Annotated in this window: 23 protein-coding genes; 21 read left to right on the top strand and 2 right to left on the bottom strand. The window is 34.4% G+C overall.

The window, feature by feature from the left end; genetic code table 11:
• Positions 1-18 precede the first annotated feature (18 nt).
• The 17 genes from mraZ to yfbR all read left to right on the top strand — a co-directional run bounded on the left by mraZ (position 19) and on the right by yfbR (position 18,677).
• A complete protein-coding gene (mraZ, locus tag A9G12_RS05185; RefSeq protein WP_065564811.1) occupies positions 19-465 on the top strand; it encodes a division/cell wall cluster transcriptional repressor MraZ in 447 nt (148 codons plus the stop codon).
• Between the two features lie 16 nt (positions 466-481).
• A complete protein-coding gene (gene rsmH / locus A9G12_RS05190) occupies positions 482-1,420 on the top strand; it encodes a 16S rRNA (cytosine(1402)-N(4))-methyltransferase RsmH (protein ID WP_065564812.1) in 939 nt (312 codons plus the stop codon).
• Complete coding sequence (gene ftsL, locus A9G12_RS05195) at positions 1,410-1,793, top strand: cell division protein FtsL (RefSeq protein WP_081299667.1); 384 nt, start codon at positions 1,410-1,412, stop codon at positions 1,791-1,793. Before rsmH ends, ftsL begins: the two co-directional genes overlap by 11 nt.
• Positions 1,793-3,574, top strand: a complete 1,782-nt coding sequence (gene ftsI / locus A9G12_RS05200; RefSeq protein ID WP_081299668.1) for a peptidoglycan glycosyltransferase FtsI — start codon at positions 1,793-1,795, stop codon at positions 3,572-3,574. Before ftsL ends, ftsI begins: the two co-directional genes overlap by 1 nt.
• 13 nt (positions 3,575-3,587) lie before the next feature.
• Positions 3,588-5,135 carry a UDP-N-acetylmuramoyl-L-alanyl-D-glutamate--2,6-diaminopimelate ligase gene (gene murE / locus A9G12_RS05205; RefSeq protein ID WP_065564813.1) on the top strand — a complete coding sequence of 516 codons (1,548 nt, stop codon included), beginning with the start codon at positions 3,588-3,590 and terminating at the stop codon, positions 5,133-5,135.
• On the top strand, positions 5,132-6,505 hold the full coding sequence (murF, locus tag A9G12_RS05210; protein ID WP_065564814.1) for a UDP-N-acetylmuramoyl-tripeptide--D-alanyl-D-alanine ligase: 1,374 nt from the start codon (positions 5,132-5,134) through the stop codon (positions 6,503-6,505). Before murE ends, murF begins: the two co-directional genes overlap by 4 nt.
• A 4-nt stretch (positions 6,506-6,509) precedes the next feature.
• The gene (gene mraY, locus A9G12_RS05215; RefSeq protein WP_065564815.1) at positions 6,510-7,592 is read left to right on the top strand and encodes a phospho-N-acetylmuramoyl-pentapeptide-transferase; all 1,083 of its coding nucleotides are present in this window, start codon (positions 6,510-6,512) and stop codon (positions 7,590-7,592) included.
• 24 nt (positions 7,593-7,616) lie between these two features.
• Positions 7,617-8,951: a UDP-N-acetylmuramoyl-L-alanine--D-glutamate ligase gene (gene murD / locus A9G12_RS05220; RefSeq protein WP_065564816.1), complete on the top strand. Its 1,335-nt coding sequence runs from the start codon at positions 7,617-7,619 to the stop codon at positions 8,949-8,951.
• Positions 8,948-10,099 (top strand): cell division protein FtsW, encoded by a 1,152-nt coding sequence (ftsW, locus tag A9G12_RS05225; RefSeq protein WP_065564817.1) that lies wholly within the window; start codon positions 8,948-8,950, stop codon positions 10,097-10,099. The genes murD and ftsW overlap by 4 nt, the downstream gene beginning before the upstream one ends.
• Positions 10,099-11,151 carry an undecaprenyldiphospho-muramoylpentapeptide beta-N-acetylglucosaminyltransferase gene (gene murG / locus A9G12_RS05230; RefSeq protein ID WP_065564818.1) on the top strand — a complete coding sequence of 351 codons (1,053 nt, stop codon included), beginning with the start codon at positions 10,099-10,101 and terminating at the stop codon, positions 11,149-11,151. The genes ftsW and murG overlap by 1 nt, the downstream gene beginning before the upstream one ends.
• Before the next feature lie 164 nt (positions 11,152-11,315).
• Entirely contained in the window at positions 11,316-12,764 is a 1,449-nt protein-coding gene (gene murC / locus A9G12_RS05235; protein WP_065564819.1) for a UDP-N-acetylmuramate--L-alanine ligase, read from the top strand.
• On the top strand, positions 12,764-13,672 hold the full coding sequence (locus A9G12_RS05240) for a D-alanine--D-alanine ligase (RefSeq protein ID WP_065564820.1): 909 nt from the start codon (positions 12,764-12,766) through the stop codon (positions 13,670-13,672). The genes murC and A9G12_RS05240 overlap by 1 nt, the downstream gene beginning before the upstream one ends.
• Positions 13,673-13,686: 14 nt before the next feature.
• The gene (locus tag A9G12_RS05245; protein WP_065564821.1) at positions 13,687-14,520 is read left to right on the top strand and encodes an FtsQ-type POTRA domain-containing protein; all 834 of its coding nucleotides are present in this window, start codon (positions 13,687-13,689) and stop codon (positions 14,518-14,520) included.
• Between the two features lie 21 nt (positions 14,521-14,541).
• Positions 14,542-15,795 carry a cell division protein FtsA gene (ftsA, locus tag A9G12_RS05250; protein ID WP_065564822.1) on the top strand — a complete coding sequence of 418 codons (1,254 nt, stop codon included), beginning with the start codon at positions 14,542-14,544 and terminating at the stop codon, positions 15,793-15,795.
• 81 nt (positions 15,796-15,876) lie between these two features.
• Entirely contained in the window at positions 15,877-17,016 is a 1,140-nt protein-coding gene (gene ftsZ, locus A9G12_RS05255) for a cell division protein FtsZ (protein WP_065564823.1), read from the top strand.
• 65 nt (positions 17,017-17,081) lie between these two features.
• Positions 17,082-17,996, top strand: coding sequence for a UDP-3-O-acyl-N-acetylglucosamine deacetylase (gene lpxC / locus A9G12_RS05260; RefSeq protein ID WP_065564824.1), 915 nt, complete (start codon positions 17,082-17,084; stop codon positions 17,994-17,996).
• Positions 17,997-18,083: 87 nt separating this feature from the next.
• Positions 18,084-18,677: a 5'-deoxynucleotidase gene (gene yfbR / locus A9G12_RS05265; protein WP_065564825.1), complete on the top strand. Its 594-nt coding sequence runs from the start codon at positions 18,084-18,086 to the stop codon at positions 18,675-18,677.
• A 208-nt stretch (positions 18,678-18,885) separates the two neighbouring features.
• On the opposite strand, the gene A9G12_RS05270 is transcribed toward yfbR, so the two are convergent.
• Positions 18,886-19,482 carry a DUF799 domain-containing protein gene (locus A9G12_RS05270; protein ID WP_141674109.1) on the bottom strand — a complete coding sequence of 199 codons (597 nt, stop codon included), beginning with the start codon at positions 19,480-19,482 and terminating at the stop codon, positions 18,886-18,888.
• A 745-nt stretch (positions 19,483-20,227) separates the two neighbouring features.
• Between A9G12_RS05270 and agaB the strand changes: the two genes are divergently transcribed.
• Genes agaB through agaF form a run of 4 tightly spaced genes read left to right on the top strand, consistent with a single transcriptional unit; the run spans position 20,228 to position 22,802 of the window.
• Positions 20,228-20,719: a PTS galactosamine transporter subunit IIB gene (gene agaB / locus A9G12_RS05275; RefSeq protein ID WP_065564826.1), complete on the top strand. Its 492-nt coding sequence runs from the start codon at positions 20,228-20,230 to the stop codon at positions 20,717-20,719.
• A gap of 15 nt (positions 20,720-20,734) precedes the next feature.
• A complete protein-coding gene (agaC, locus tag A9G12_RS05280; RefSeq protein ID WP_065564827.1) occupies positions 20,735-21,517 on the top strand; it encodes a PTS galactosamine transporter subunit IIC in 783 nt (260 codons plus the stop codon).
• Positions 21,507-22,310, top strand: a complete 804-nt coding sequence (gene agaD, locus A9G12_RS05285; protein ID WP_065564828.1) for a PTS galactosamine transporter subunit IID — start codon at positions 21,507-21,509, stop codon at positions 22,308-22,310. The genes agaC and agaD overlap by 11 nt, the downstream gene beginning before the upstream one ends.
• Positions 22,311-22,364: 54 nt before the next feature.
• Positions 22,365-22,802, top strand: coding sequence for a PTS galactosamine/N-acetylgalactosamine transporter subunit IIA (gene agaF, locus A9G12_RS05290; protein WP_065564829.1), 438 nt, complete (start codon positions 22,365-22,367; stop codon positions 22,800-22,802).
• A 773-nt stretch (positions 22,803-23,575) separates the two neighbouring features.
• Here agaF and A9G12_RS05295 read toward each other — a convergent pair.
• Positions 23,576-24,160 (bottom strand): hypothetical protein, encoded by a 585-nt coding sequence (locus A9G12_RS05295; RefSeq protein WP_065564830.1) that lies wholly within the window; start codon positions 24,158-24,160, stop codon positions 23,576-23,578.
• Positions 24,161-24,185 lie beyond the last annotated feature (25 nt).

A 24,185-nucleotide genomic window follows, 5' to 3' on the forward strand; every position in this document is an offset into this window, starting at 1 on the left:
ATACATAATGGTGTTTTTATGTTTAGTGGTGCAATTATAGTCAATTTAGATAGTAAAGGGCGAATGGCTATTCCTACTCGTTACCGAGAATCTTTGTCTGAAGGTATGGTTTGTACGATAGGTTTATATCATGAATGTTTAACACTTTATTCCATGTCTGAATGGAAAAATATTGAACAACAACTTTCTACATTATCTACAATTGTTGAAGCTGAACGTAGAATTAAAAGATTATTATTGGGCTATGCAACGGAGTGTCCAATGGATAATTCCGGACGAATATTATTACCACCAACATTACGGACTTATGCAAAATTAGAAAAATGTATTATGTTTGTTGGTCAATCTAATAAATTTGAAATTTGGGATGAAGCGATCTGGTATCAACAAATTAATGATGATATCGCTGCATTACCGACAGATATCGAAAATTTATCTGATAATTTAAAAAGTTTAACTATTTAGGAGAAGTAAAAGATTGATGGGGTATCAACATAAAACAGTTTTATTAAATGAAGCTGTTACATCATTGAATATAAAAAAAGATGGTATTTATGTTGATGGTACCTTTGGTAGAGGTGGACATTCTAAGTTAATTCTTGAACAACTAGGAAAAAAAGGACGATTAATTGCAATTGATCGCGATGACCGCGCTCAGCAAGCAGCTTTGTCAATCAAAGATCCTAGGTTTACTTTTATTTTAGGTGAATTTTCAAATGTATACCAATATATTGATAATTTGCAATTATTGGGAAAAGTTGATGGTTTTTTGTTGGATTTAGGAGTGTCATCGCCACAATTAGACGATCCTGAAAGGGGGTTTTCGTTTATGCGTGATGGGCCACTTGATATGCGTATGAATAATCTTAAAGGTATACCAGCAAGCAAGTGGTTATTGGATAGTGGAGTTGATGATATAGCATGGGTACTCAAAACATTTGGTGAAGAAAAATTTGCAAAACGCATTGCTCATGCAATAGTTGAACAAAATAAAATTTCACCAATAACACGTACTTTGGAATTAGCTAGTTTAATTGAAAAAGCAATACCTAAAAAAGACAAAAATAAACATCCAGCAACACGAAGTTTTCAGGCAATTCGTATTTATATTAATAGTGAATTAGAGGAAGTTGAGCAAGCATTAAAAAGTAGTTTATCAATACTCGCTGACAATGGTCGTCTTGCGATAATCAGTTTTCATTCTTTGGAAGATAGAATCGTTAAACAGTTTATCAATAAACAGAGTAAAGGACCTCAACTTCCTGCAGGCTTACCGCTAACTGAGGAACAATTAAAACGATATGGTGGACCTAAGCTAAAATCACTTGGTAAGATTAAACCAAGTGCTGTTGAAATCGATGATAACCCGAGATCTAGAAGTGCAATATTAAGAGTAGCAGAAAGGAAAAATGAACAGTAACCCAAATAATGATAACTACCATAATAATATTGATAGTGATATAGACAATCAAAAAAAACCAAGTAAAAGTTTATTTGGATTAATTATTAGTGATTTATTTGGACGTCAAAAATTTTCTTTATTCCTGCTAATTTTAATTATTATTTCAGCCGGCGCGGTATTAATAACGACTCAACAAGTTCGTAAACAGTTGTTCGAACGAGAGCAATTATTACTCGAACAAGATGTGTTAGAAAGTGAATGGCGTAATTTAGTAATTGAAGAAAATGTACTTGCCGATCCGAAACGGGTTGAAGATAAAGCCAAAAATCAATTAGGAATGACTTCTGTTACTCCACAGAATGAAACCGTTATTGTAATAAAGAGTAAATAATGAAGCCAATTAATAACAATAAGAAAAATAAAAAGGCTATTAGGGCAGTTAAAACAATTAAAGTAAATAAGCCGAATAATAAAAAACAATTTTTCACACCTAATAGATTTTATGTGGTGTATGGTTTTATTATTTTTGCGATTATTTGTTTAATAGTCAAAATGGCAGTCTTACAAATAATTGAACCAGATAAATTAATTGCCGAAGGTAATAAACGATCTCTTCGTTACCAAGATATGGATGCACCCAGAGCTATGATAACTGATCGTAATGGTCGGGCATTAGCTGTTAGTGTGCCAATGTATGATGTTTGGGCTGATCCCAAAATTGTAGTTCAAAAAGGCGGTGTAAAAGTAAATGATGTTAGATGGCAAGGATTAGCAAATACATTAAACATACCAATGTCCACGCTTGAACAAAAATTAAGTAACCCATCAATGCGTTTTGTTTATTTATCTAGGCAAATCACACCAACAATATCGGATTACTTAAAAAAGTTAAAGTTACCTGGAATTTCATTTGCTAAAACTTCAAAGCGCTATTATCCAGCAGCTGAAAATATAGCTCAGTTAATTGGATTAACAGATATTGATGAAAATGGCATTGAAAAAGGTTCTGAGGGAATCGAAAAAAGCTTTAATAAATGGTTAATTGGCGAGTCAGGACAGAGAGTTGTAAGACGAGACCGAGTTGGTCGTGTTATTGAGGAAATAGAACGAACAGAAAGTGAGGCTGCCTCGGATTTAACTTTGAGTATTGATGAACGTTTACAATCACTGGTATACAGTGAATTAAGTCAAGCAGTGGAGTTTAATAAAGCTGATAGTGGAACAGCGGTATTAATTGATGTACATACCGGTGAAATTTTAGCGATGGCAACTAGTCCTTCTTATAACCCAAATAACCGTTCTACACTTGACTATAATTTATTAAGAAATCGCGCAGTAACTGACGCTTTTGAGCCTGGTTCCACTGTTAAACCTCTAGTGGTAATGGCTGCATTGGAAAAGAAAATTGCCAATTTAAACACGATTATAGATACCAGACCATTTTATGTAAATCGTTACGAAATTAAAGATGTATCATATCAAAAAGCGTTGAATTTAGCTGGTATTTTAGAAAAATCAAGTAATGTTGGTGTAAGCAAATTAGCTTTACAAATGGAATCAGGTGATGTTGTCGAATTTTATAGTAGATTTGGATTAGGACAACCAACAGGTCTTGGTTTAGGTGGAGAGGTAAGTGGTTCAATTGCCGCAGATAGAACTAGAAAGTGGGCTGATATTGAAAGAGCTACTTTTGCTTTTGGTTATGGACTAAGTGTAACTCCTCTACAGCTAGCAAGAGCATATGCAACTATAGGTAGCTATGGTATTTATCGACCAGTTTCAATTGTAAAAGTAACTGAACCGGTTAAAGGCGAAAGAGTAGTTCAAGAAAAGATAGCTAAAACTGTTGTCCAATTGATGGAAGCAGTCGCTGTTACTGGCGGTGGTACAAAAGCATCGGTTCCTGGTTATAGTGTGGGTGTTAAGACTGGTACTGCAAAAAAATTAGCTGGAGGTCGATATGTTAATCAATATTTGGCTTATACCGCAGGGATTGCGCCAGCAACAGCACCTAAATATTCACTAGTTGTTGTTATCGATAATCCTAAAGCGGGTCAATACTATGGCGGTTCGGTTTCTGCTCCTGTATTTAGTCGCATCATGGGTGGAGTGCTTAGAACTATGAATGTAAAACCAGATCGTCAAGTTGATGGACAAATGATTATTTATTAATAGGTGGTAAATGATGGCAACATCTACATTTAAAACATTATTTCGTTTATTGGGCGGGAGTGATGATCAAGTGATCAAAGATATCTCTCTTAATCATCTACGCATTGATAGTCGTATGGTAGCTAAAAATGATGTGTTTGTTGCGATTAAGGGTATTACAGTTGATGGTCAGACTTTTATTCCCCAAGCTATTAATTCTGGTGCTGTAGTGATTTTAATCGAAACCCCTAGAAAATCAGATAACTTAAAAATTAATTATATAAAACAAAATAAAAAGCTCATACCACAAGTAAAAGTTTTTAACTTAACGAAACAATTATCTGTTATTGCTAGTGAATTTTATGGTTTCCCTTCGAAGAAATTATCGGTTATTGGGGTAACGGGCACAAATGGTAAAACCACTGTAACCCAACTTATAGCGCAATGTACAACATTATTGAATGAAAAAAGTGCCATTTTAGGAACGATAGGTAATGGTATTTATAACCATTTACAGCCATCAATAAATACCACTGCTTCACCAATAGATATTCAAACATTATTAGCTGATTTTGTAAAAGAACAAGTTAAAGTTGTTGCCATGGAGCTTTCTTCACATGGATTAACAATGAATCGCGTTAAAGGATTGAGTTGTGTCGCAACAGTATTTACTAATTTGAGTCGAGATCACCTTGATTACCACAAAACCATGGGTAAATATGCTAAGGCAAAATGGGCATTATTCAGTCAAGATAAAAAAGAGAAGCAAGTTGAAGATTCAGGTAAAAGCATAATTAATTATGATGATAGTTATGGTAAACGTTGGATTGAAAAACTTGACCATGTAACAGCTGTGTCATGCCAACCAAAATCGTTGCGTCATTTAAAAACATTAAATAAACCGTATGTTGGTGTATCAATGATTGAATATCATGATAAAGGAGCCAAAATTCATATGGAGTCAAGTTGGGGAAATGCCGTTATTAATAGCCGATTACTAGGTGAATTTAATGTTTCAAACTTATTGCTATCAGTTGCTACACTGTTGACTCTTGATTTTCCTTTTTTTGCTGTAATCAATATGGCATCTTTCCTAAAACCTATCTGTGGACGAATGGAAGTATTACATGCCAAAGACTCCCCAACCGTTATTGTTGATTATGCACATACACCTGATGCATTGCAAAAAGCAATACAGGCAAGTCGCATCCACTGTAAAGGGACGTTATGGGTGATTTTTGGTTGTGGAGGTGATAGAGATTCTGGTAAAAGACCATTAATGGGTGAAATAGCAGATCAATTTGCCGATAAAATTATACTTACTAATGATAATCCACGTACTGAAAATGAAATGACAATTATTCATGACATTGAACAAGGTTTATTAAATAGTAAAAAAGTGCAGGTTATTACTGATCGAGTTCAAGCCATTACTCAAACATTTTCACAAGCAGAAGTAAATGATGTAATTCTCATTGCGGGCAAAGGTCATGAAGATTATCAAATTATTGGTAAAACTAAACATCATTATTCTGATCAAGAAACTGTTAAACAGCTTTTAGGAGTAGAGAATCCATTATGATTCCATTAGTTATTAAAAAAATTATAACATTAATAAATGGTGAACCTTATCATATTAACGATGAAGTTTTAATGGTTAATTCAATTGATATTGATTCGCGCAAAATTACTAAACAATCGCTGTTTATTTCGATTGTTGGTGATAATTTCGATGGTCATGAGTTTGCCGAACAAGCTATCAAAAGTGGTGCTGTAGCAGTTATTGTTAACCACAAACTAGACAGTTTAATACCACAAATTGTAGTGGCAGATACTCGCCAAGCATTAGGGAAAATTGCTGCTTATATTCGGCAGCAAAGTTTAGCTAAAGTTGTCGCCCTTACAGGTTCTTCTGGTAAAACTTCGGTCAAAGAAATGACGGCTGCAATTTTACAGAATTGTGGGCAAACATTATACACACAAGGTAATTTTAATAATGATATTGGTGTGCCTCTCACATTATTGCGTTTAACGCCGCAGGATCAGTTTGCAGTCATTGAATTAGGTGCTAATCATATTGGTGAAATCGCCTATACAACTAATATTGTTAAACCACAAAGTGCATTAATTAACAATATTGCTGAAGCTCATATTGAAGGTTTTGGTTCACTAGCTGGGGTAGCAACAGCAAAAGGTGAAATTTTTCAAGGAGTACCAAAAGATGGTATCGCGATTATAAATTTAGATAGTTACTCGGAACAGTGGTTTATTAATGTAACCGATAAAAAAGTTTGGACTTTTTCATTAGATAAAAAAACAGCAGATTTTTATGCTTCTAATATTCAAATAGGTGAGTCTAGCAATTTTATATTACATACACGTCAAGGTGAATGTGAAATTACATTACCTTTAGTTGGTCAACACAACGTTGCTAATGCGATAGCTGCTTCAGCATTAGCTATGTCTGTTGGTGCGGACTTAAATCAAATTAAACATGGGTTAGCAACCTTAAAATCTGTAAAAGGTCGGCTTTACCCAATTAGATTAAATGCAACTCAATTAATTTGGGATGATTCATATAATGCTAATGTTGGTTCAATGTCTGCGGCAATAAAAGTTTTAGCACAACACTCAGGTTATAGAGTTCTAGTTGTGGGTGATATGGCTGAATTAGGTACTGAAGCAGAAAAGTATCATCAGCAAATAGGTGAACTAGCTCGACAACAAAAACTTGATTGTGTAGTAAGTGTAGGCAAGTTAAGTCAATTTATCAGTCAATCTAGTGGCGTAGGTCATCATTTTGGTAATAAGCAAGATGCTGTAACTTACCTGTTAACACTTTTACATCAGTATCCAGTCTTGACTATGTTAGTTAAAGGTTCACGTAGTGCAAAAATGGAAGAAATCATAGAAGAAATTAAAATTAAACAACTTAAAGTTACTCAGGATTAAAATTATGTTGGTGTGGATTTCAGAATATTTAGTTAAATATTTTAGCATTTTTAATGTTATCTCTTATTTAACAGTAAGAGCAATTTTAGGTTTATTAACCTCGTTAGCTATTTCATTATTAATGGGACAAAAAGTTATTGATTGGTTGCAAAAACTACAAATAGGTCAAGTTGTACGTAATGATGGGCCTGAATCCCATCTGAGCAAAAAAGGAACACCTACTATGGGTGGTACCTTGATATTGGTATCAATTTCGTTATCAGTATTTTTATGGGCAGATCTGCGTAATCCTTATGTCTGGACAACATTATTTGTACTAATTGGATATGGTATTGTCGGATTTGCCGATGATTACCTGAAAGTTATACGTAAAAATACAGCAGGCCTTATTGCAAGATGGAAGTATTTCTGGCAATCAGTCATTGCCCTAATTGTAGCATTTGGTCTTTATATTTATGGTAAAGACAGTTCAGTAACAGTATTAGTAGTACCATTTTTTAAAGATGTTATGCCTCAATTAGGATTAGGATTTATTTTATTAACTTATTTTGTCATTGTTGGCGCCGGTAATGCCGTAAATTTAACTGATGGGCTTGATGGTTTAGCGATTATGCCTACTGTTTTTGTAGCCGCTGGTTTTGCTTTAGTTTCTTGGGCCACAGGGAATGTCAATTTTGCTGCTTATTTACATATTCCTTATATTAAGTTTAGCGGTGAACTAATGATTGTCTGTACGGCGATCATCGGTGCGGGATTAGGTTTCCTTTGGTTTAACACATACCCAGCTATGGTGTTTATGGGGGATGTCGGTTCCCTCGCTTTAGGTGGCGTATTAGGGATTATTTCAGTTTTATTAAGGCAAGAATTTTTATTATTGATAATGGGCGGCATATTTGTAATCGAAACCATGTCGGTTATTTTGCAAGTAGGATCGTTTAAATTAAGGGGTAAACGAATTTTCCGTATGGCCCCAATTCACCATCATTATGAATTAAAAGGTTGGCCTGAGCCACGCGTTATTGTTCGCTTTTGGATTATATCGCTGATGTTGGTACTAATTGGTTTGTTAACATTAAAATTACGTTGATTAAAAATAGATCAGGGTTAAATCATGATTAATTATCAGGGCAAAAATATCGTTATTATTGGATTAGGTATTACAGGACTTTCCTGTATCGATTATTTTCTTGCTCAAGAAGTGATTCCTAAAGTAATAGATACTAGATCATCACCATCTGGATTAGAACTTCTAGATAAACGTATTGTTTATCATTTAGGTGGATTAAATACTGATTGGTTACTTGAAGCCGATTTAATTGTGGTCAGCCCTGGTATTGCATTATCTACACCAGAGTTACAAAAAGCCGCAGAAAAAGGTATAGAAATTGTTGGTGATGTAGAACTTTTTTGTCGTGAAGTTAATCTGCAAGGTAATAAAAAAATTGTTGCTATTACTGGCGCAAATGGTAAAACTACTGTAACTTCTTTAGTTGGTGAAATAATTAAATCTGCAGATATTAACGTTGCTGTTGGCGGCAATATTGGGCAGCCAGCTTTAAAGTTATTAACTCAAGAATGTGATGTCTACGTTCTGGAACTGTCCAGTTTTCAACTAGAAACAACGTATAGTTTAAACGCAACAGTAGCGACAATTTTGAACATCTCAGAAGATCATATGGATCGATATCCACAGGGTTTAATGCAATATGTACAAGCTAAACAACGTATCTACATTAATGCAAAATATTGTATTATTAATCATGATGATAAATTAACTATCCCTACAGATAATCATAAAAATATAACTTCATTTGGTTTACAAAAAGGTGATTATCATTTAGATACTCATTATGATTATTTGGTTGCTCAAGAACAACCAGTATTAGCCACTAAAACATTAAAACTAATTGGTTGTCATAATTATCTTAATGCATTAGCTGCCTTAGCAATTGCTGATAAGTTAATGATTCCTAGAGAGTCGAGTTTAGCAACTATTGCTACATTTCAAGGATTGCCGCATCGTTTTGAATTAGTATTAGAAAAAAATGGTGTGAAATGGATTAATGATTCTAAGGCAACTAATGTCGGTAGTACAGAAGCAGCCTTAAATAGTATAGTTTGTAATGGTAAGTTATTTCTATTGCTTGGAGGCGATGGCAAATCAGCAGATTTTTCACCATTAATTCCTTATCTAAAAAATAGAAAACTTGAAATTTTTTGTTTTGGTAGAGATCGCATACTTCTTGCTAAATTAGCACCTAACATTACAACTATTACTGAAACACTTGCTGAAGCCATCGAAATTATTGCAAATAAAGTCGTTACTGAAGATATAGTATTACTTTCACCGGCTTGTGCAAGTTTGGATCAGTTTAAGAATTATGTTGAGCGAGGAAATCAATTTGCGAAGCTTGCTAAACAATTTACTTCAAGGAGTGAACTATGACACTCTTTTTACTAAAAAAACAAGTTAATCCACATATTCCATTTGATAATCAATTGCTTTGGACAGTATTAGGATTAATGATATTTGGTCTAATAATGGTGACCTCAGCGTCAATGTCGTTTAGCGAAAGTAACCCTTTTTTCTATACTCAACGTGAATTGATTCAAATTGGTATTTCCTTGTTTTTAATGTTTATTACTCTTTATATTCCAATTGAACGTTGGCAACAGTTTGCAACCGTGCTGTTAATAATCGCTATTATTATGTTAGTTGCCGTATTAGGTATAGGTTCCTCAATTAATGGAGCTGCACGTTGGATTCCGTTAGGAGTATTTAACTTCCAACCTGCAGAATTATCAAAATTAGCCTTATTTTTATTTTTAGCCGGTTACTTAGCTCGGAAATCAGAAGAAGTCAAAAGTGGTTTTTGGGGATTTTTTAAGCCAATGGTAGTTATGGCTATTCTTTCTATTTTATTACTCTTACAACCAGATTTAGGTACAGTTATTGTTCTGTTTATGGTAACTATTGGTATTTTATTTATTGCTGGTGCTAAATTATGGCAATTTGTAGCTATTTTGTTAGCTGGTTTTGCAGCCGTAATTACGCTAATTTTATATGAATCTTATCGTTTAACTAGATTGTTGACATTTCTTGATCCATGGCAAGATGCGACAGGGTCTGGATATCAGTTAGTTGCTTCATTGATGGCTATAGGCAGTGGTGGGGTATCAGGTCAAGGCATGGGAAATTCGATCCTGAAGTTAGGTTATTTACCAGAATGTCACACCGATTTTATATTTTCGATAATTTCTGAGGAATATGGATATATTGGAATTCTTGCTTTATTAGCTCTACTATTTTTCTTAACTTTTAAAGCGTTGGCAATCGGTTATCGAGCCTTAAATGAAGGTTTACAATTTTCTGGTTATTTAGCATGTCAAATTGGTATTTGGTTCGGATTTCAAACCTTTGTTAATGTTGGTGTAACTTCTGGGATGCTACCAACCAAAGGTTTAACATTACCATTCATTAGTTATGGTGGTTCAAGTTTAATTGTAATGAGTGTTGCAGTTGCCATTTTACTTAGAATAGATTTTGAATTTAGACAAAAACAAGCACAAGCAAGAATAAGGTTAATAAAATAATGAAAAAATTATTAGTGATGGCGGGTGGTACTGGTGGCCATGTTTTTCCGGGTATTGCTGTTGCACATTATTTAATGAAACAAGGTTGGCAAGTCAGATGGCTTGGCACAGCCGATAGGATGGAAGCACATTTAGTCCCTGATAATGGTATTGATATTGATTTTATTGAAATATCTGGTTTACGAGGTAAAGGTAAGATTGCGTTGTTAAAAGCGCCGTATAAAATTTTAAAAGCAGTTTTTCAAGCAAGAAAAATATTAAAATCTTATCGTCCTGATGTTGTTTTAGGCATGGGAGGATATGTTTCAGGCCCAGGTGGAATTGCAGCTAAAACACTTGGCATTCCAATCGTTTTACATGAACAAAATGGAGTTGCGGGGTTAACTAATAAATATATAGCAAAGATTGCTACTAAAGTTTTACAAGCATTTCCATCTGCATTTCCTAATGCTGAAGTGGTGGGTAATCCCGTCCGTGAGGATCTTTTGACTGTTGCTGAACCAGAGCAACGGTTTAAAGATCGACAAGGACCAATAAGAATTTTAGTCATGGGTGGTAGCCAAGGTGCAAAGATTATTAATGACATTGTACCTCAAGTGATAACTAAATTAGGCAATAAGTATGCTGTATGGCATCAAACAGGTAAAGGAATGTTAACTTCGGTTTTGGAATCTTATAAAAATTGCGATATGGTCAATAATAAGGTAACGGAATTTATTTCAGATGTAGCCGAAGCATATAGTTGGGCAGATATAGTCATTTGTCGTAGTGGAGCACTAACAGTTAGCGAGATAGAAATAGTTGGCATTGGAGCTATTTTTGTTCCATTCATGCATAAAGATCGCCAACAATTTTGGAATGCGAAATCATTAGCTGATGTTGGAGCAGCTAGAATTATAGAACAACCTGATTTTAATGTTGAATCACTGGAAAATCTACTAATAAACTTAGATAGAGAACAATTAGCAATAATGGCAGCAAAAGCTAAAAGTTTATCGATTAATAATTCAACTGAAAGGGTAGCAGAAATACTGAATTCAGTGATAAAATAGTTAGTTTTTGATATGACTTTGTGTAATAATCTTGTCAAGATGTTTCAGGTTAACTATATGTTTTGGTAAATTATAAAACATAACAAAGTGATATAAATTTTATTAAATAACTAATAAAACAAAAAACTCTAAAACAATAACAGAAATAAAGTAGAGGTTAGATAGTGAATACAAAGGAATTAGCTAAAATAAGAGCAATTATTCCCGAAATGAAACGTGTTAAACATATCCATTTTGTTGGTATTGGTGGTGCGGGAATGGGGGGAATTGCCGAAGTTCTAGCTAATGAAGGTTATGAAATAAGTGGTTCAGATATTGCTGAGAATGCAGTTACTCAGCATTTAGAAACCTTAGGAGCAAAAATTGTAATTGGTCACTCGGCTGAAAATATATACAATTCAAGTGTCGTAGTTATTTCTTCTGCTATTTCTCAAGATAATATAGAAGTAGTTGCAGCTCGAGAGGCACGTATCCCAGTAATTCAACGCGCGGAAATGTTAGCTGAATTGATGCGTTTTCGCTATGGTATTGCTATTGCAGGGACACATGGTAAAACCACAACAACCGCTATGGTCACAGCTATTTATGCTGAAGCTAAACTTGATCCAACTTTTGTTAATGGTGGTTTAGTTAAGGCTGCAGGTACTCATGCGCAATTAGGAACTAGTCGATATTTTATCGCGGAAGCGGATGAAAGTGATGCATCATTTCTTCACTTACAACCGATGGTTTCTATTGTAACTAATATCGAACCTGACCATATGGATACTTATCAAGGTAATGTAGAAAACCTTAAACAAACATTTATTTCTTTTTTACGTAATTTACCTTTTTATGGCTTAGCTGTTATGTGTTATGACGATCCAATTAATCGTGAGTTATTACCAATTGTTGGGCGAAAAGTGATTACTTATGGTTTCAGTGAAGAAGCGGACGTCATTATTAAAAATTATCGTCAAGAACGTGGTATCAGCTACTATACTGTTTCACGGCCAAACCATAATGATTTAAAGATAGAATTAAATGCGCCCGGTAAACATAATGCTTTAAATTCTGCTGCAGCAATTATTGCTGCCACTGAAGATGGTATTGATGATGAGTCAATTATTAATGCTTTGGCTAAATTTGCGGGCACTAGTCGCCGCTTTGACTTAATAGGATTTTTCCCTCATTTTAATGGTGGCGATATTATGATGGTTGATGATTATGGCCATCATCCTAGTGAAGTTAATGCTACAATTCAGGCAGCAAAAAATGGCTGGCCTGAAAGGCGTTTAGTTATGCTTTTTCAACCACATAGATATACCAGAACGCGAGATTTATTTGATGATTTTGCGCAAGTGCTGTCACAAGTTGATGCATTAGTAATGTTAGATGTCTATTCCGCTGGCGAACAACCAATTGCTGGTGCTGATAGTCGTTCTTTATGTCGGTCTATTCGTAATCGAGGTAAAGTGGATCCAATTTATATTTCGGACTTGGAACAATTACCTGAAATCATGAAAGAGATTTTGCACGGTAATGATTTATTGTTGACTCAAGGTGCTGGTAGTGTTAGCCGTATAGCTCGTCAGTTAGCTAATGCTCATTTGTTTTCAAAAGAGGAACTATAATGAAGGATAAAGTTGCTATTTTGTATGGCGGTACTTCAGCTGAGCGAGAAGTGTCGCTTAAATCGGGTAAAGCGGTATTGACAGGATTATTAGCAAATGGTGTAGATGCACATCTTATTGATACTAAAGATCATCCAATAACAAATTTAAAAAAAGAAGGTTTCACAAAGGCTTTTGTAATTTTGCATGGTAGAGGTGGTGAGGATGGAACTGTGCAAGCAATTTTAACTTATCAAAATATTCCTTATACTGGTAGTGATGTTTTATCATCAGCACTGACTATGGATAAACTAAAAACTAAGTTAATTTGGAAGGCTCTTGGTTTACCTATAGCTGATTTTATTATGGTAGATAAAAATCAACCTTTCAATGTTGATTCAATCATCAACCAATTAGGATTACCATTATTTGTTAAACCTAGCCATGAAGGTTCAAGTGTTGGTATGACGCGAGTTAATAAAGCAGATGAACTACATGCCGCTATTGAGCTTGCTTTTAAATATGATAATAATGTAATGGTTGAATCCTTTTTAGCTGGTCCGGAATTTACGGTAGCTATTGTTGGTGAACAAGTTTTACCATCAATTTTTATTAAACCAGCTGCTAATTTTTATGATTATGATGCTAAATACTTGTCAGATTCAACTCAATATTTTTGTCCAAGTGGTTTACCTGATGATAAAGAACAACAAATTCGTAAATTAGCTTTAGATGCGTATAAAGCTGTCGGTTGTAGAGGTTGGGGGCGAGTAGATATTATGTTTGATGCTAATCAAGAACCATATTTACTTGAAGTTAATACAGCACCAGGTATGACAGATCATAGTTTGGTACCAATGGCGGCGAAACAATATGGGTGGTCATTTAGTGATCTTGTTAGTCGCATTTTAAATTTGGCAACAGTATAAATGGCTCTATTTATATGAGACAAGTTAGACAAGCAGCACAAAGGCGAGAAGATAAAAACAGAAGACGGCTGCTTTTCTTTCGTAGTAAAGAACAATTAATAGGATTTTTGTTCTTTATTGCGATAACTTTAATTAGTATTTGGGTTGTTAAAAGTGTAAAAAATTGGATGGATAATCCAGAACAAATGGTATTATCACAATTAATTTTAAATGGTGAACACACATTTACAACCGAAGATGATATACGTAATGCAATTTTAGGGTTGGGATTACCTAATACTTATATAGGGCAAGATGTTGATGATATACAGCAAGAAGTTTTAAGATTTCCATGGGTAAAGCAGGCTAGTGTACGTAAACAGTGGCCAGATAGATTGATTGTTTATATTGAAGAATATAAACCTGCTTTTTATTGGAATGATCTATTTTTGCTTGATATGTATGGCAATGTGTTCAGTATCCCACTAGATCGTATTGCTGAAATACAATTACCAAGGCTTTATGGGCCAGAAGGTAAAGCAAAAACTGTATTAGAAACGTATCATAAATTAAATGATCTTTCTAAAAAACTCGCTAATAGTCAATTAGCACTACAGATTAAAGCTGCACAGACTGATGAACGTAATGCTTGGCAATTAATGGTAAAACAATGTATTGCTGGATTTTGTCTTGAAAATCAAGAAATAAAGTTAATGTTAGGAACTGAGGATATTGAGCAACGATATCAACAATTTATTAAATTATTTCCTGAAATTCAATTAAGAATGCCAGCAAATGAAAGAATAGTGGTAGCTGATTTACGTTATGAAAATGGTATTTCAGTACAAAGAGAAAAAATAATGCAGTAAGGAAAGAATAAAGGCTGAAGTATGAAAGCAACAGAGAAAAAATTGGTTGTTGGTCTAGAAGTCGGTACATCAAAAGTACTTGCACTGGTTGGTGAAGTTTTGCCGGATGGTATTGTTAATATCATTGGAGTAGGTCACTGCCCATCCAAAGGTGTAGATAAAGGTGGTGTTAATGATCTTGAGTCAGTAGTTAAATCTATCCAACGTGCGATTGATCAAGCTGAATTAATGGCCGATTGTCAAATTTCTTCTGTTTATTTAAGTCTTTCTGGAAAACATATTCGTTGTCAAAATGAAATAGGTATGGTGCCAATTTCTGAAGAAGAAGTTACAGCAGAAGATGTTGAGAATGTTGTACATACCGCCAAATCAGTTAGAATTCTAGATGAACACCGCATATTACATGTGATAGCACAAGAGTATTCTATTGATTTGCAAGAAGGTATTAAAAATCCAATAGGTCTTTCTGGCGTTAGAATGAAAGCTAAAGTTCATTTAGTTACCTGCCACAATGATATGGCTAGAAATATTGTAAAGGCAGTTGAACGTTGTGGCTTAAAAGTGGATCAACTCATTTTTTCTGGCCTGGCTTCTAGCGATGCCGTGTTAACTGATGATGAAAAAGAGCTTGGTGTGTGTGTAATCGATATGGGTGGTGGTACAATGGATGTTACTGTTTATACTGGTGGAGCTTTACGCCATTCAGTGGTGATTCCCTATGCCGGTAATGTGGTAACCAGTGATATCGCTTATGCATTTGGTGCACCACCAATGGATGCTGAAAATATAAAAATTCGCTATGGCTGTGCAGTAGGATCGTTAATTGGTAAGGATGAAGTGATTGATGTGCCAAGCGTTGGTGGTCGGCCATCACGATCTTTACAAAGGCAAACGCTTGCTGATGTAATTGAACCTCGTTATTCAGAGTTATTGTCATTAGTGCAAAAAGAATTGTTAACTTTGCAAGATGAACTAAAAAAACAAAATGTCAAATACCAATTAGCAGCAGGTATTGTGTTAACCGGTGGTGCGGCGCAAATTAAAGGCATGGTAGAGTGTGCAGAAAAAGTCTTTCAGAATCAAGTGCGTGTTGGGCAACCATTGAATATTTCAGGATTAACTGATTATGTGCAGAAACCTTATTGTTCAACGGCGGTAGGTTTATTGCATTACGGAAAACAAAGTTTATTGAATGATGATGCTAAAGATAGCAATAAGTCATCATTAAAAGGGATAGCTAAACGTTTGACAGGGTGGTTTAAAAAAGAATTTTAGCTAATATATTTCAAGAACTTCGTGGACATTGTCGACGGTTATCTGTACAATGTCCTAAGATCGTAAATTTGGAGATAAGTTATGTTTGAGCCTATGGTTGCAGATGATGAACCAGCAGCAGTCATTAAAGTTATTGGTGTCGGTGGTGGCGGTGGTAATGCGGTTGAGCATATGATTGCTGAACACATCGAAGGAGTAGAGTTTTTTGCGGCAAATACAGATGCACAAGCTTTAAAAAGAATTAAGGTTGGTCAAACTATCCAAATCGGTACTAATGTTACAAAAGGACTTGGTGCTGGTGCTAATCCAGAAGTGGGTAGGAATTCAGCTGAAGAAGATCGCGAAGTTATTCGTAGCGCGATTGAAGGCGCTGACATGGTGTTTATCGCGGCAGGAATGGGTGGTGGTACAGGTACTGGTGCGGCTCCAGTTGTTGCGGAAATAGCTAAAGAATTAGGAATTTTGACTGTAGCGGTAGTAACTAAACCGTTCGGTTTTGAAGGTAAGAAGCGTATGGCTTTTGCTGAGCAAGGTATTGCTGAATTAGCCAAGCATGTTGACTCACTTATCACAATCCCAAATGATAAATTATTAAAAGTGTTGGGTCGAGGTGTTAAATTATTAGATGCTTTTGCAGCAGCCAATGGAGTTTTAAAAGGTGCCGTGCAAGGCATTGCCGAATTAATTACCAAACCAGGGCATATTAATGTGGACTTCGCTGATGTAAGAACAGTGATGTCGGAAATGGGATATGCTATGATGGGTTCAGGTCGTGCTAGTGGAGATAATCGAGCAGAAGAAGCAGCTGAAATGGCAATTTCAAGTCCATTGCTAGAAGATATTGATTTATCAGGTGCTCGTGGAGTCTTAGTTAATGTAACCGCAGGTTTAGATCTTGGTTTAGAAGAGTTCGAAACTGTAGGTAGTACTGTTCGAGCTTTTGCTTCTGATAATGCAACTGTTGTTGTTGGTACTACTTTTGATCCTGACATGTCAGATGAAATTCGAGTTACAGTAGTTGCAACAGGTATTGGAATGGAAAAACGCCCTGAGGCTAAAATTACTAAATCTGTTCCTCAAAATTCATTATTTAGTCAAAGTAATCCGATAGGACAACAAGAAGAAAAATTGGCTAAAGTAGTGAATGAACAAGTTATATCTCCTCTTGAGGAAAATAAAATTTTAGATATTCCTGCTTTTATCCGTAAACAGGCGAACTAAGATTGAACTTATTTGAATTTTTATTGTCATATAACAGTAGAAACAAATAGAAAAGTAGGTGCAAAGTGAAACAAAGAACATTGAAAAAGACAATACAAGCAACTGGTGTTGGTTTGCATACCGGCAAAAAGGTTACTTTAACGTTGCGTCCTGCACCTGAAAATACAGGTGTTATATATCGTCGTACCGATTTAGAACCTTGTGTTGATTTCCCTGTCGATGCAAAATCAGTACGTGATACTATGCTTTGTACTTGTTTAGTTAATGAGGATAATGTTCGCATTTCAACTGTTGAACATATTAATTCTGCATTAGCTGGATTAGGTATTGATAATATTATTATTGAAGTTAATGCACCAGAAATCCCGATTATGGATGGTAGTGCAAGCCCTTTTGTTTATTTACTACTTGATGCAGGTATTACTGAACAAAATGCATTAAAAAAATTCATTCGAATCAAAGAAACTGTGCGTGTTGAAAACGGTGATAAATGGGCAGAAGTTAGACCATATAGCGGTTTTAGACTAGATTTCACTATAGATTTCCAACATCCTGCTATTGATAATAGTTCGCAACGTTATCAACTTGATTTTTCATCAGAATCTTTTATTCGTCAGATCAGCCGAGCAAGAACTTTTGGCTTTATGCGTGACATTGAAGCTTTACAGTCAAAAGGATTATGTTTAGGTGGTAGTTTAGATTGTGCTATTGTAGTGGATGATTATAAAGTATTGAATGAAGATGGTTTGCGTTTTGAAGATGAATTTGTACGTCATAAAATGCTTGATACTATTGGTGATTTATACATGAGTGGCCATAATATGATTGGTGAAGTGGTTTGTTATAAGTCAGGTCATGCACTTAATAATCAGTTATTACAGGCATTATTAGCAAAACAAGATGCTTGGGAATTTGTAACGTTTACAGAAGAACAAACGGTTCCTGTTGCTTTAAGCACTCAGCAGCTTGTATTAGCGTAAATTTTTTTATTAAAGAAAATTTATTTATAAACGCTTCCATTAACAATGGAAGCGTTTTTTTATTTTTATAATCGTAGAGAGTTATATATGAATAAAAGTCATTTTTTTGCTCATTTATCACGCCTGAAGTTAATTAACCGTTGGCCTTTAATGCGTAATGTTATAATTGAGAATGTATCAGAACATAGCTTACAAGTGGCTTTTGTAGCACATGCTTTAGCAATTATAAAAAATAAACGTTTTAATGGTAAAGTTAATCCTGAACGGATAGCTCTATTGGCAATGTACCATGATGCATCAGAAGTATTGACTGGCGATTTACCGACACCAACTAAATATTATAATCCACAAATAACTTCTGAATATAAAAAGATAGAAAAGATCGCTCAAAATAAGCTTATTAATATGTTACCTAAAGAATTACAAGATGACTTTAGAACATTAATTGATGATGATTTTTATACTGAAGATGAAAAAAATATTGTTAAACAAGCTGATGCATTATGTGCTTACCTAAAAACTATTGAAGAATTAAGTGCTGGTAACAAAGAATTCAAATTAGCAGAACAACGTTTAAAAAAAACATTATCAGAGAGAGCTAGTTCCGAAATGGATTATTTTTTAGATGTATTTGTACCTAGTTTTAGTTTGTCATTAGATGAGATAACAATGGAAAAATAATATTTAACTACTATGATTTTTATTTAGTTCTAATATATGTTGAGTTATTCTTGATAAGAAAATACTTTTTAGCTAAAAAAGCATGTATGTATATAAATTAACAATGTGTAAAATTTATAATAATATGAATAGAAACTAAGGCGGTAATATTTACCGCCTTAGTTTTATTATTTATCAGTTATCTATTATATTTCAAATAAATATCGATTTAATTAGAACTACTTTTTTGGGCATAAGGACCATATAGAATACCATTAGATTTTAATGGATTAGGAGTAAATAGTCTTGTTGCTGATAAAGCTGAAATTGCAACACTACGATCCCTAATGGAATCACTAATTTGAGTAATAGCAGCAGAAATTAACATTGAAAACAAATTGCCACTTGTTTGTTGGGTTTCGAGGCTAGAAGCAGTGGCGGTGCCAGTCCAAAGTAGTTTAACTGTACGAGCATCAACTAATTTAGCTTCTAATGTTACTCGGGTATCACTTTGAACTAATTGATAATTAGTACCATAATCTTTGATATTTATATACAAGACTGCATCAGTATTAAAGGTTTCTCTTAATTTAGCTAAATTTACAGAATGAATATCATTAGCCACTGTTAAGCCATTTTGTTTAAAAACTTCATTGGCTAGATTAACAGGGAAAACATAATATCCAGCTTCAGCCAAAGGGAATGTTAGTTGTGATAAAACACCGAAGCTTGCATTGGCTTCGTTTGAGTGATTGATTGGAAGCAAAACTAGAATAGAAGAGGGTTTACTTTCTTTAAATGCAGTATAATCATAGAGTTTGGCTATATTTTACAAGGTAATTAGAATATTATGGATTTTCCTAATTGGTATGGTTTTCAAAAGATTAGTTTCGAACAACATGATTTTTATGCGAGACGACATAAACTTAAATTTATACTTTCTTTACAGCAGCATAATTTTTTACTGAACTGGCTAGAAAATAGCCCCTTTGATTCAACGTCGAAATGTTTTATTAGTAGGCCTGTGACCGACGATAATCGAGATATATGTATCAATAACTATATTTAAAAACCGAGTTATTCTTAAAGGCGTAAAGTTTCCTTATAAAAAATGGAGGCTAAGACTGTAAACCTCTTATAACTGATGTCAAATTTATACTTTAACTAAAATTATATCTTCAAGTGGAATGAATATATTACAAAATTAATACATTCCAATTCAAATTTTATAAATCGTTAAGAAATATATTTCACAATGTTACCTTTAATCTTTACAAATTATTTAAACTAATTCACAATGCTATCCTTAAGCTTTACAAATTATTTAAACTAATTCACAATGCTATCCTTAAGCTTTACAAATTATTTAACCTATACTCATTAACATTGAAATTGTTTTAGTGAATGTGGTGTTGATAAGTTTATTCTTTTAGCTGGGCAGCATCCGACTATGACGCAGGGCCGCGGAATGCCTTTAAAACCAACCTACAGGCAATACTGTTCTAAAAAACAGCAACTTCAATGATGGAAGTATATATATCTACTTGAAGTAGCTAAAGAGGAGATTACATATGGCAGATCCCAATATTCTTTTACTGCGAATTGATAACCGTCTGGTTCATGGGCAAGTTGCGATGGCTTGGACAAGTGCATTGGGTGCTAATTTATTAGTTGTTGCAGATAATGTCGCAGCAGAAGATAAATTACAACAAGAACTCATGTCAATGACTGCTGAATCTGTTGGGGTAGGAATTCGTTTTTTTACCTTACAAAAAACTATCGACATTATTGCCAAAGCTTCACCGTCGCAAAAAATCTTTATTGTGTGTAAAACGCCAAAAGATGCCAGAACCTTAGTCGAAGGTGGTGTACCGATTCACAGTATTAACGTTGGTAATATGCATTTTTCAGAAGGTAAAAAAGCATTAACTAAAAAAGTTTATGTTGATGATAAAGATGTCACCGACTTTAAAGCCATTATGATAAAAGTAAATGATATATTTGTACAAGATACTCCGGGCGATAGAAAAGATAGCCTTGAGAGTTTATTAAAAAATCAGTAACAGCGAGGTTGTTATATGAATGATATCACGTTGATACAAGGCATAATGTTATCGATTATGGCTTTGGTAGTCGGTATCGATTTTTGGTTAGAGACCCTCTATATTTTTAGACCACTTATCGTTTGTACCTTGACCGGTATTATTTTAGGTGATGTGCAAACAGGTTTAATTACTGGCGCATTGACCGAATTAGCATTTACTGGGCTTACTCCAATTGGTGGTACCCAGCCACCTAATCCGGTTATGGCAGGGATTATGACTACTGTAATCGCCCACTCAACAGGTGTTGATGCCAAAACTGCTATTGGTCTTGGTTTACCATTTAGTTTTTTGATGCAATATATTATTCTTTTTTACTACTCTATGTTCTCGTTCTTTATGCAAAAAGCTGACCGCTATGCAGAAGAAACCAATATAGGTGGACTTACTAGGTTGTGCTGTTTATTAACTGGTATCGTTGCTGTTACTTATGGACTGGTGACCTTCTTATGTGCTTATTTAGCTCAAGGTTTGATGCAAACTCTTGTATCATCAATGCCAGAATGGTTAACTCATGGTTTTGAAGTTGCCGGTGGAGTATTGCCAGCAGTTGGTTTTGGTCTATTGTTAAAAGTAATGTTAAAAGTACAATTTGTGCCTTTTTTTATTGTGGGATTCTTATTCGTAACCTTTATTCCAATGCAAAACTTGTTACCAGTTGCTTTAATTGGGGCTGCATTTGCAATCTACGAGTATTTCAACTCTCAACGAAAAGCAACATCGACACCTGCTCTGGAGGATACTCAAGATGGAATCTAATGATGATAAAAAACTTACTAAAGGTGATATTACAAAGTTAGGGTTCAGAGCCAACATACTACAAGCTGGCTTCAACTATGAACGTATGCAGGCAATCGGTTTTGCTTTAGCACAAGCATCTTTGTTAAAAAAGATTTATGGTAAGGATAAACCCGCGTTATCGGCAGCGTTAAAAGATAATCTGGAATTTATGAATACCAATACTAACACAGTTGGTTTCTTAATGGGATTATTGATTTCACTGGAAGAGAGAAAAGAGAATCGAGATCTGATTAAAGGGCTTAAAGTTGCGTTATTTGGCCCACTTGCAGGGATTGGCGATGCGATATTCTGGTTTACATTACTGCCGATTGTTGCCGGTGTGTGCGCCTCATTGGCTAGTCAAGGTAGTTTATTAGGACCTATTTTATTTTTTCTTATCTATTTAGGTATTTTCTTTCTACGTATTGTCTGGACCCATTTAGGTTATAACTTAGGGGTTAAAGCCATTGATAAAATACGCAGTAGTTCGGGGGTCATCTCTCGTTCAGCGACTATTTTAGGTATTACAGTAGTGGGTGGATTGATCGCTTCCTATGTTCATTTGGATGTGATTGCTCAAGTTGCAATTACTGAAGGACACACTATGTCCTTTCAGGAAGCATTTTTTGATAAAATCTTCCCTAATTTATTACCATTAACATATACTTTAGTGATGTTCTACTTTTTACGTATGCGTAAAGTGAATCCGGTTACGCTTATTTTAGCAACCTTTGGTTTAACCATCTTTTTATCCTGGTTAGGTATTTTATAGTTGTCAGTGACGCCCGCCATATTAGTGGCGGGATAGTCAGCAAAGGAGTGAAATATGATTAGTATTATTTTGACGGGGCATGGTCAATTTGCTTTCGGTTTATACAGTGCCGCCGAGCTGATTGTTGGTCCACAGGAAAATTTCAAAACTGTCGATTTTACTCAAGAAATGAGCACTGATGAGCTTAGTGAACAATTACAGCATGCGATTAATCAATTACCAAAAGAGAGTGAGATCTTATTCCTAACCGACTTATTAGGTGGTTCACCATTTCGTTCTAGTGTTGAATTAGCTATGCAGCGAAAAGGGTGCGAGGTAATTGTCGGTACAAATTTACAAATGTTGACGCAAGTTCTGATGGAAAAAGATGAGTATAAAACGATAACAGAACTTGCTACTGTCGCTTTGGGATGGGGAAAACAAGGCATTTTAAGTTTTAAACATAAAAAAAATGCCGATACTCAACGACAAGAAGGGGGTGAAGGGATATAAAAAAGAATAATAAAGTTTCATTATTTTTACAACAACAACCCCCAATTTGTCGTTTCTTTATTCCAATTAATTATTGGACTTTACTTTGTTTAATTTATGCGAATTTATCGATCAAATTACCTAATTTTTAACTACTAATAATTTCATATTTAACTCTTTGATAGCTTGTTCTGGTGTCTATTTTGAATGAGTAAAGAAGTTATTAATAGTTCTAAAAGCCGGTACGTTAACCCCATTAAATGCGCCATACTTGGACGTAAAAGGTTAAATGAATGCGCTGTTTTAAACGCTCAATATGATTTTATGGCACAGACATCAAATTAGTCAACGTTTCATTAATAAAAGCTGGAATTGAACCCTTAATTTGATTAAATTTAAGCTGAAACTTTGGATCAATTAATTAATTTATTAATCACTTTTGTGTCTCTATAACATGATCATCACCAGTTTCATTATCGTAAAGCTGTCGATATTATAGATAAAATATTGTTGTGTTCCAGTTACATTATTGCAGGCCATGATCATGGTAGTTATATCATTAATAATGATATGTTATATCCTGATTTAGCTGTATTTTTTGAAACAGATTAAGATTTGACTATAGAATATTGCTTAAAAGTTGTTTTTTAAAAGTTATAGTTACTTCATATTTATTGAAATAAAACTAGTCAATATCAAATAATGACTAGTTTATTTTCTTAAATAATATACTGAAACATATAGCTGACCTGAAAGATCTTTACAATATGTGGCTATACCTTTTTAACCATTTCTTATCGCAATAAACAAGCTTGAATTTTATCAACTTCTTTGTTTAGTGTATCAATAACTAAGTCTGGATGAGCACTTTGAAGGGTTTTTACGTTTTCAAAACCATCATTGACCACTGATCCGGTATATTGCTGCGCTTGTTTGATATTACTAAATAAATAACGAATATCATTTTGATTACGCGTTGCTGTTAAAGTATAACTAATAAAATATTTCGAATAATTTTGATAGTCCGTTACCGCATTAGCAACTACATTATTACCTTCTACTAATTTAATTGTTTCACCACCATTCACGGTAATCGCTTGTTGGCTAGGCATACTATAGTAGGACCACCAACGTGACCCAAAATAATTTTCGCTAGTAAGTACGACCGGGCTGTTGTCAAGTTCTTGGGCAATACAAAGTGATAACGAAGAGTGTAGAGTAGTGATTGCACGAGAAATACTATATTTATTTATAATATCAGTACCTGATGAATTTTGAGTTATTTCAATATTTTTCATCTGGTAAATTGATGCCATTTTTTGAGATACACAACCAGTTAGTACTGTAAATGCTAAAGCAAGCCCAATAAACTTTCTCATACCACATCCTTTTTAGGTTTATATA

The sequence above is a fragment of the Gilliamella sp. wkB112 genome, assembly GCF_001690685.1.
Taxonomy (GTDB): Bacteria; Pseudomonadota; Gammaproteobacteria; order Enterobacterales; family Orbaceae; genus Gilliamella; species Gilliamella apicola_J.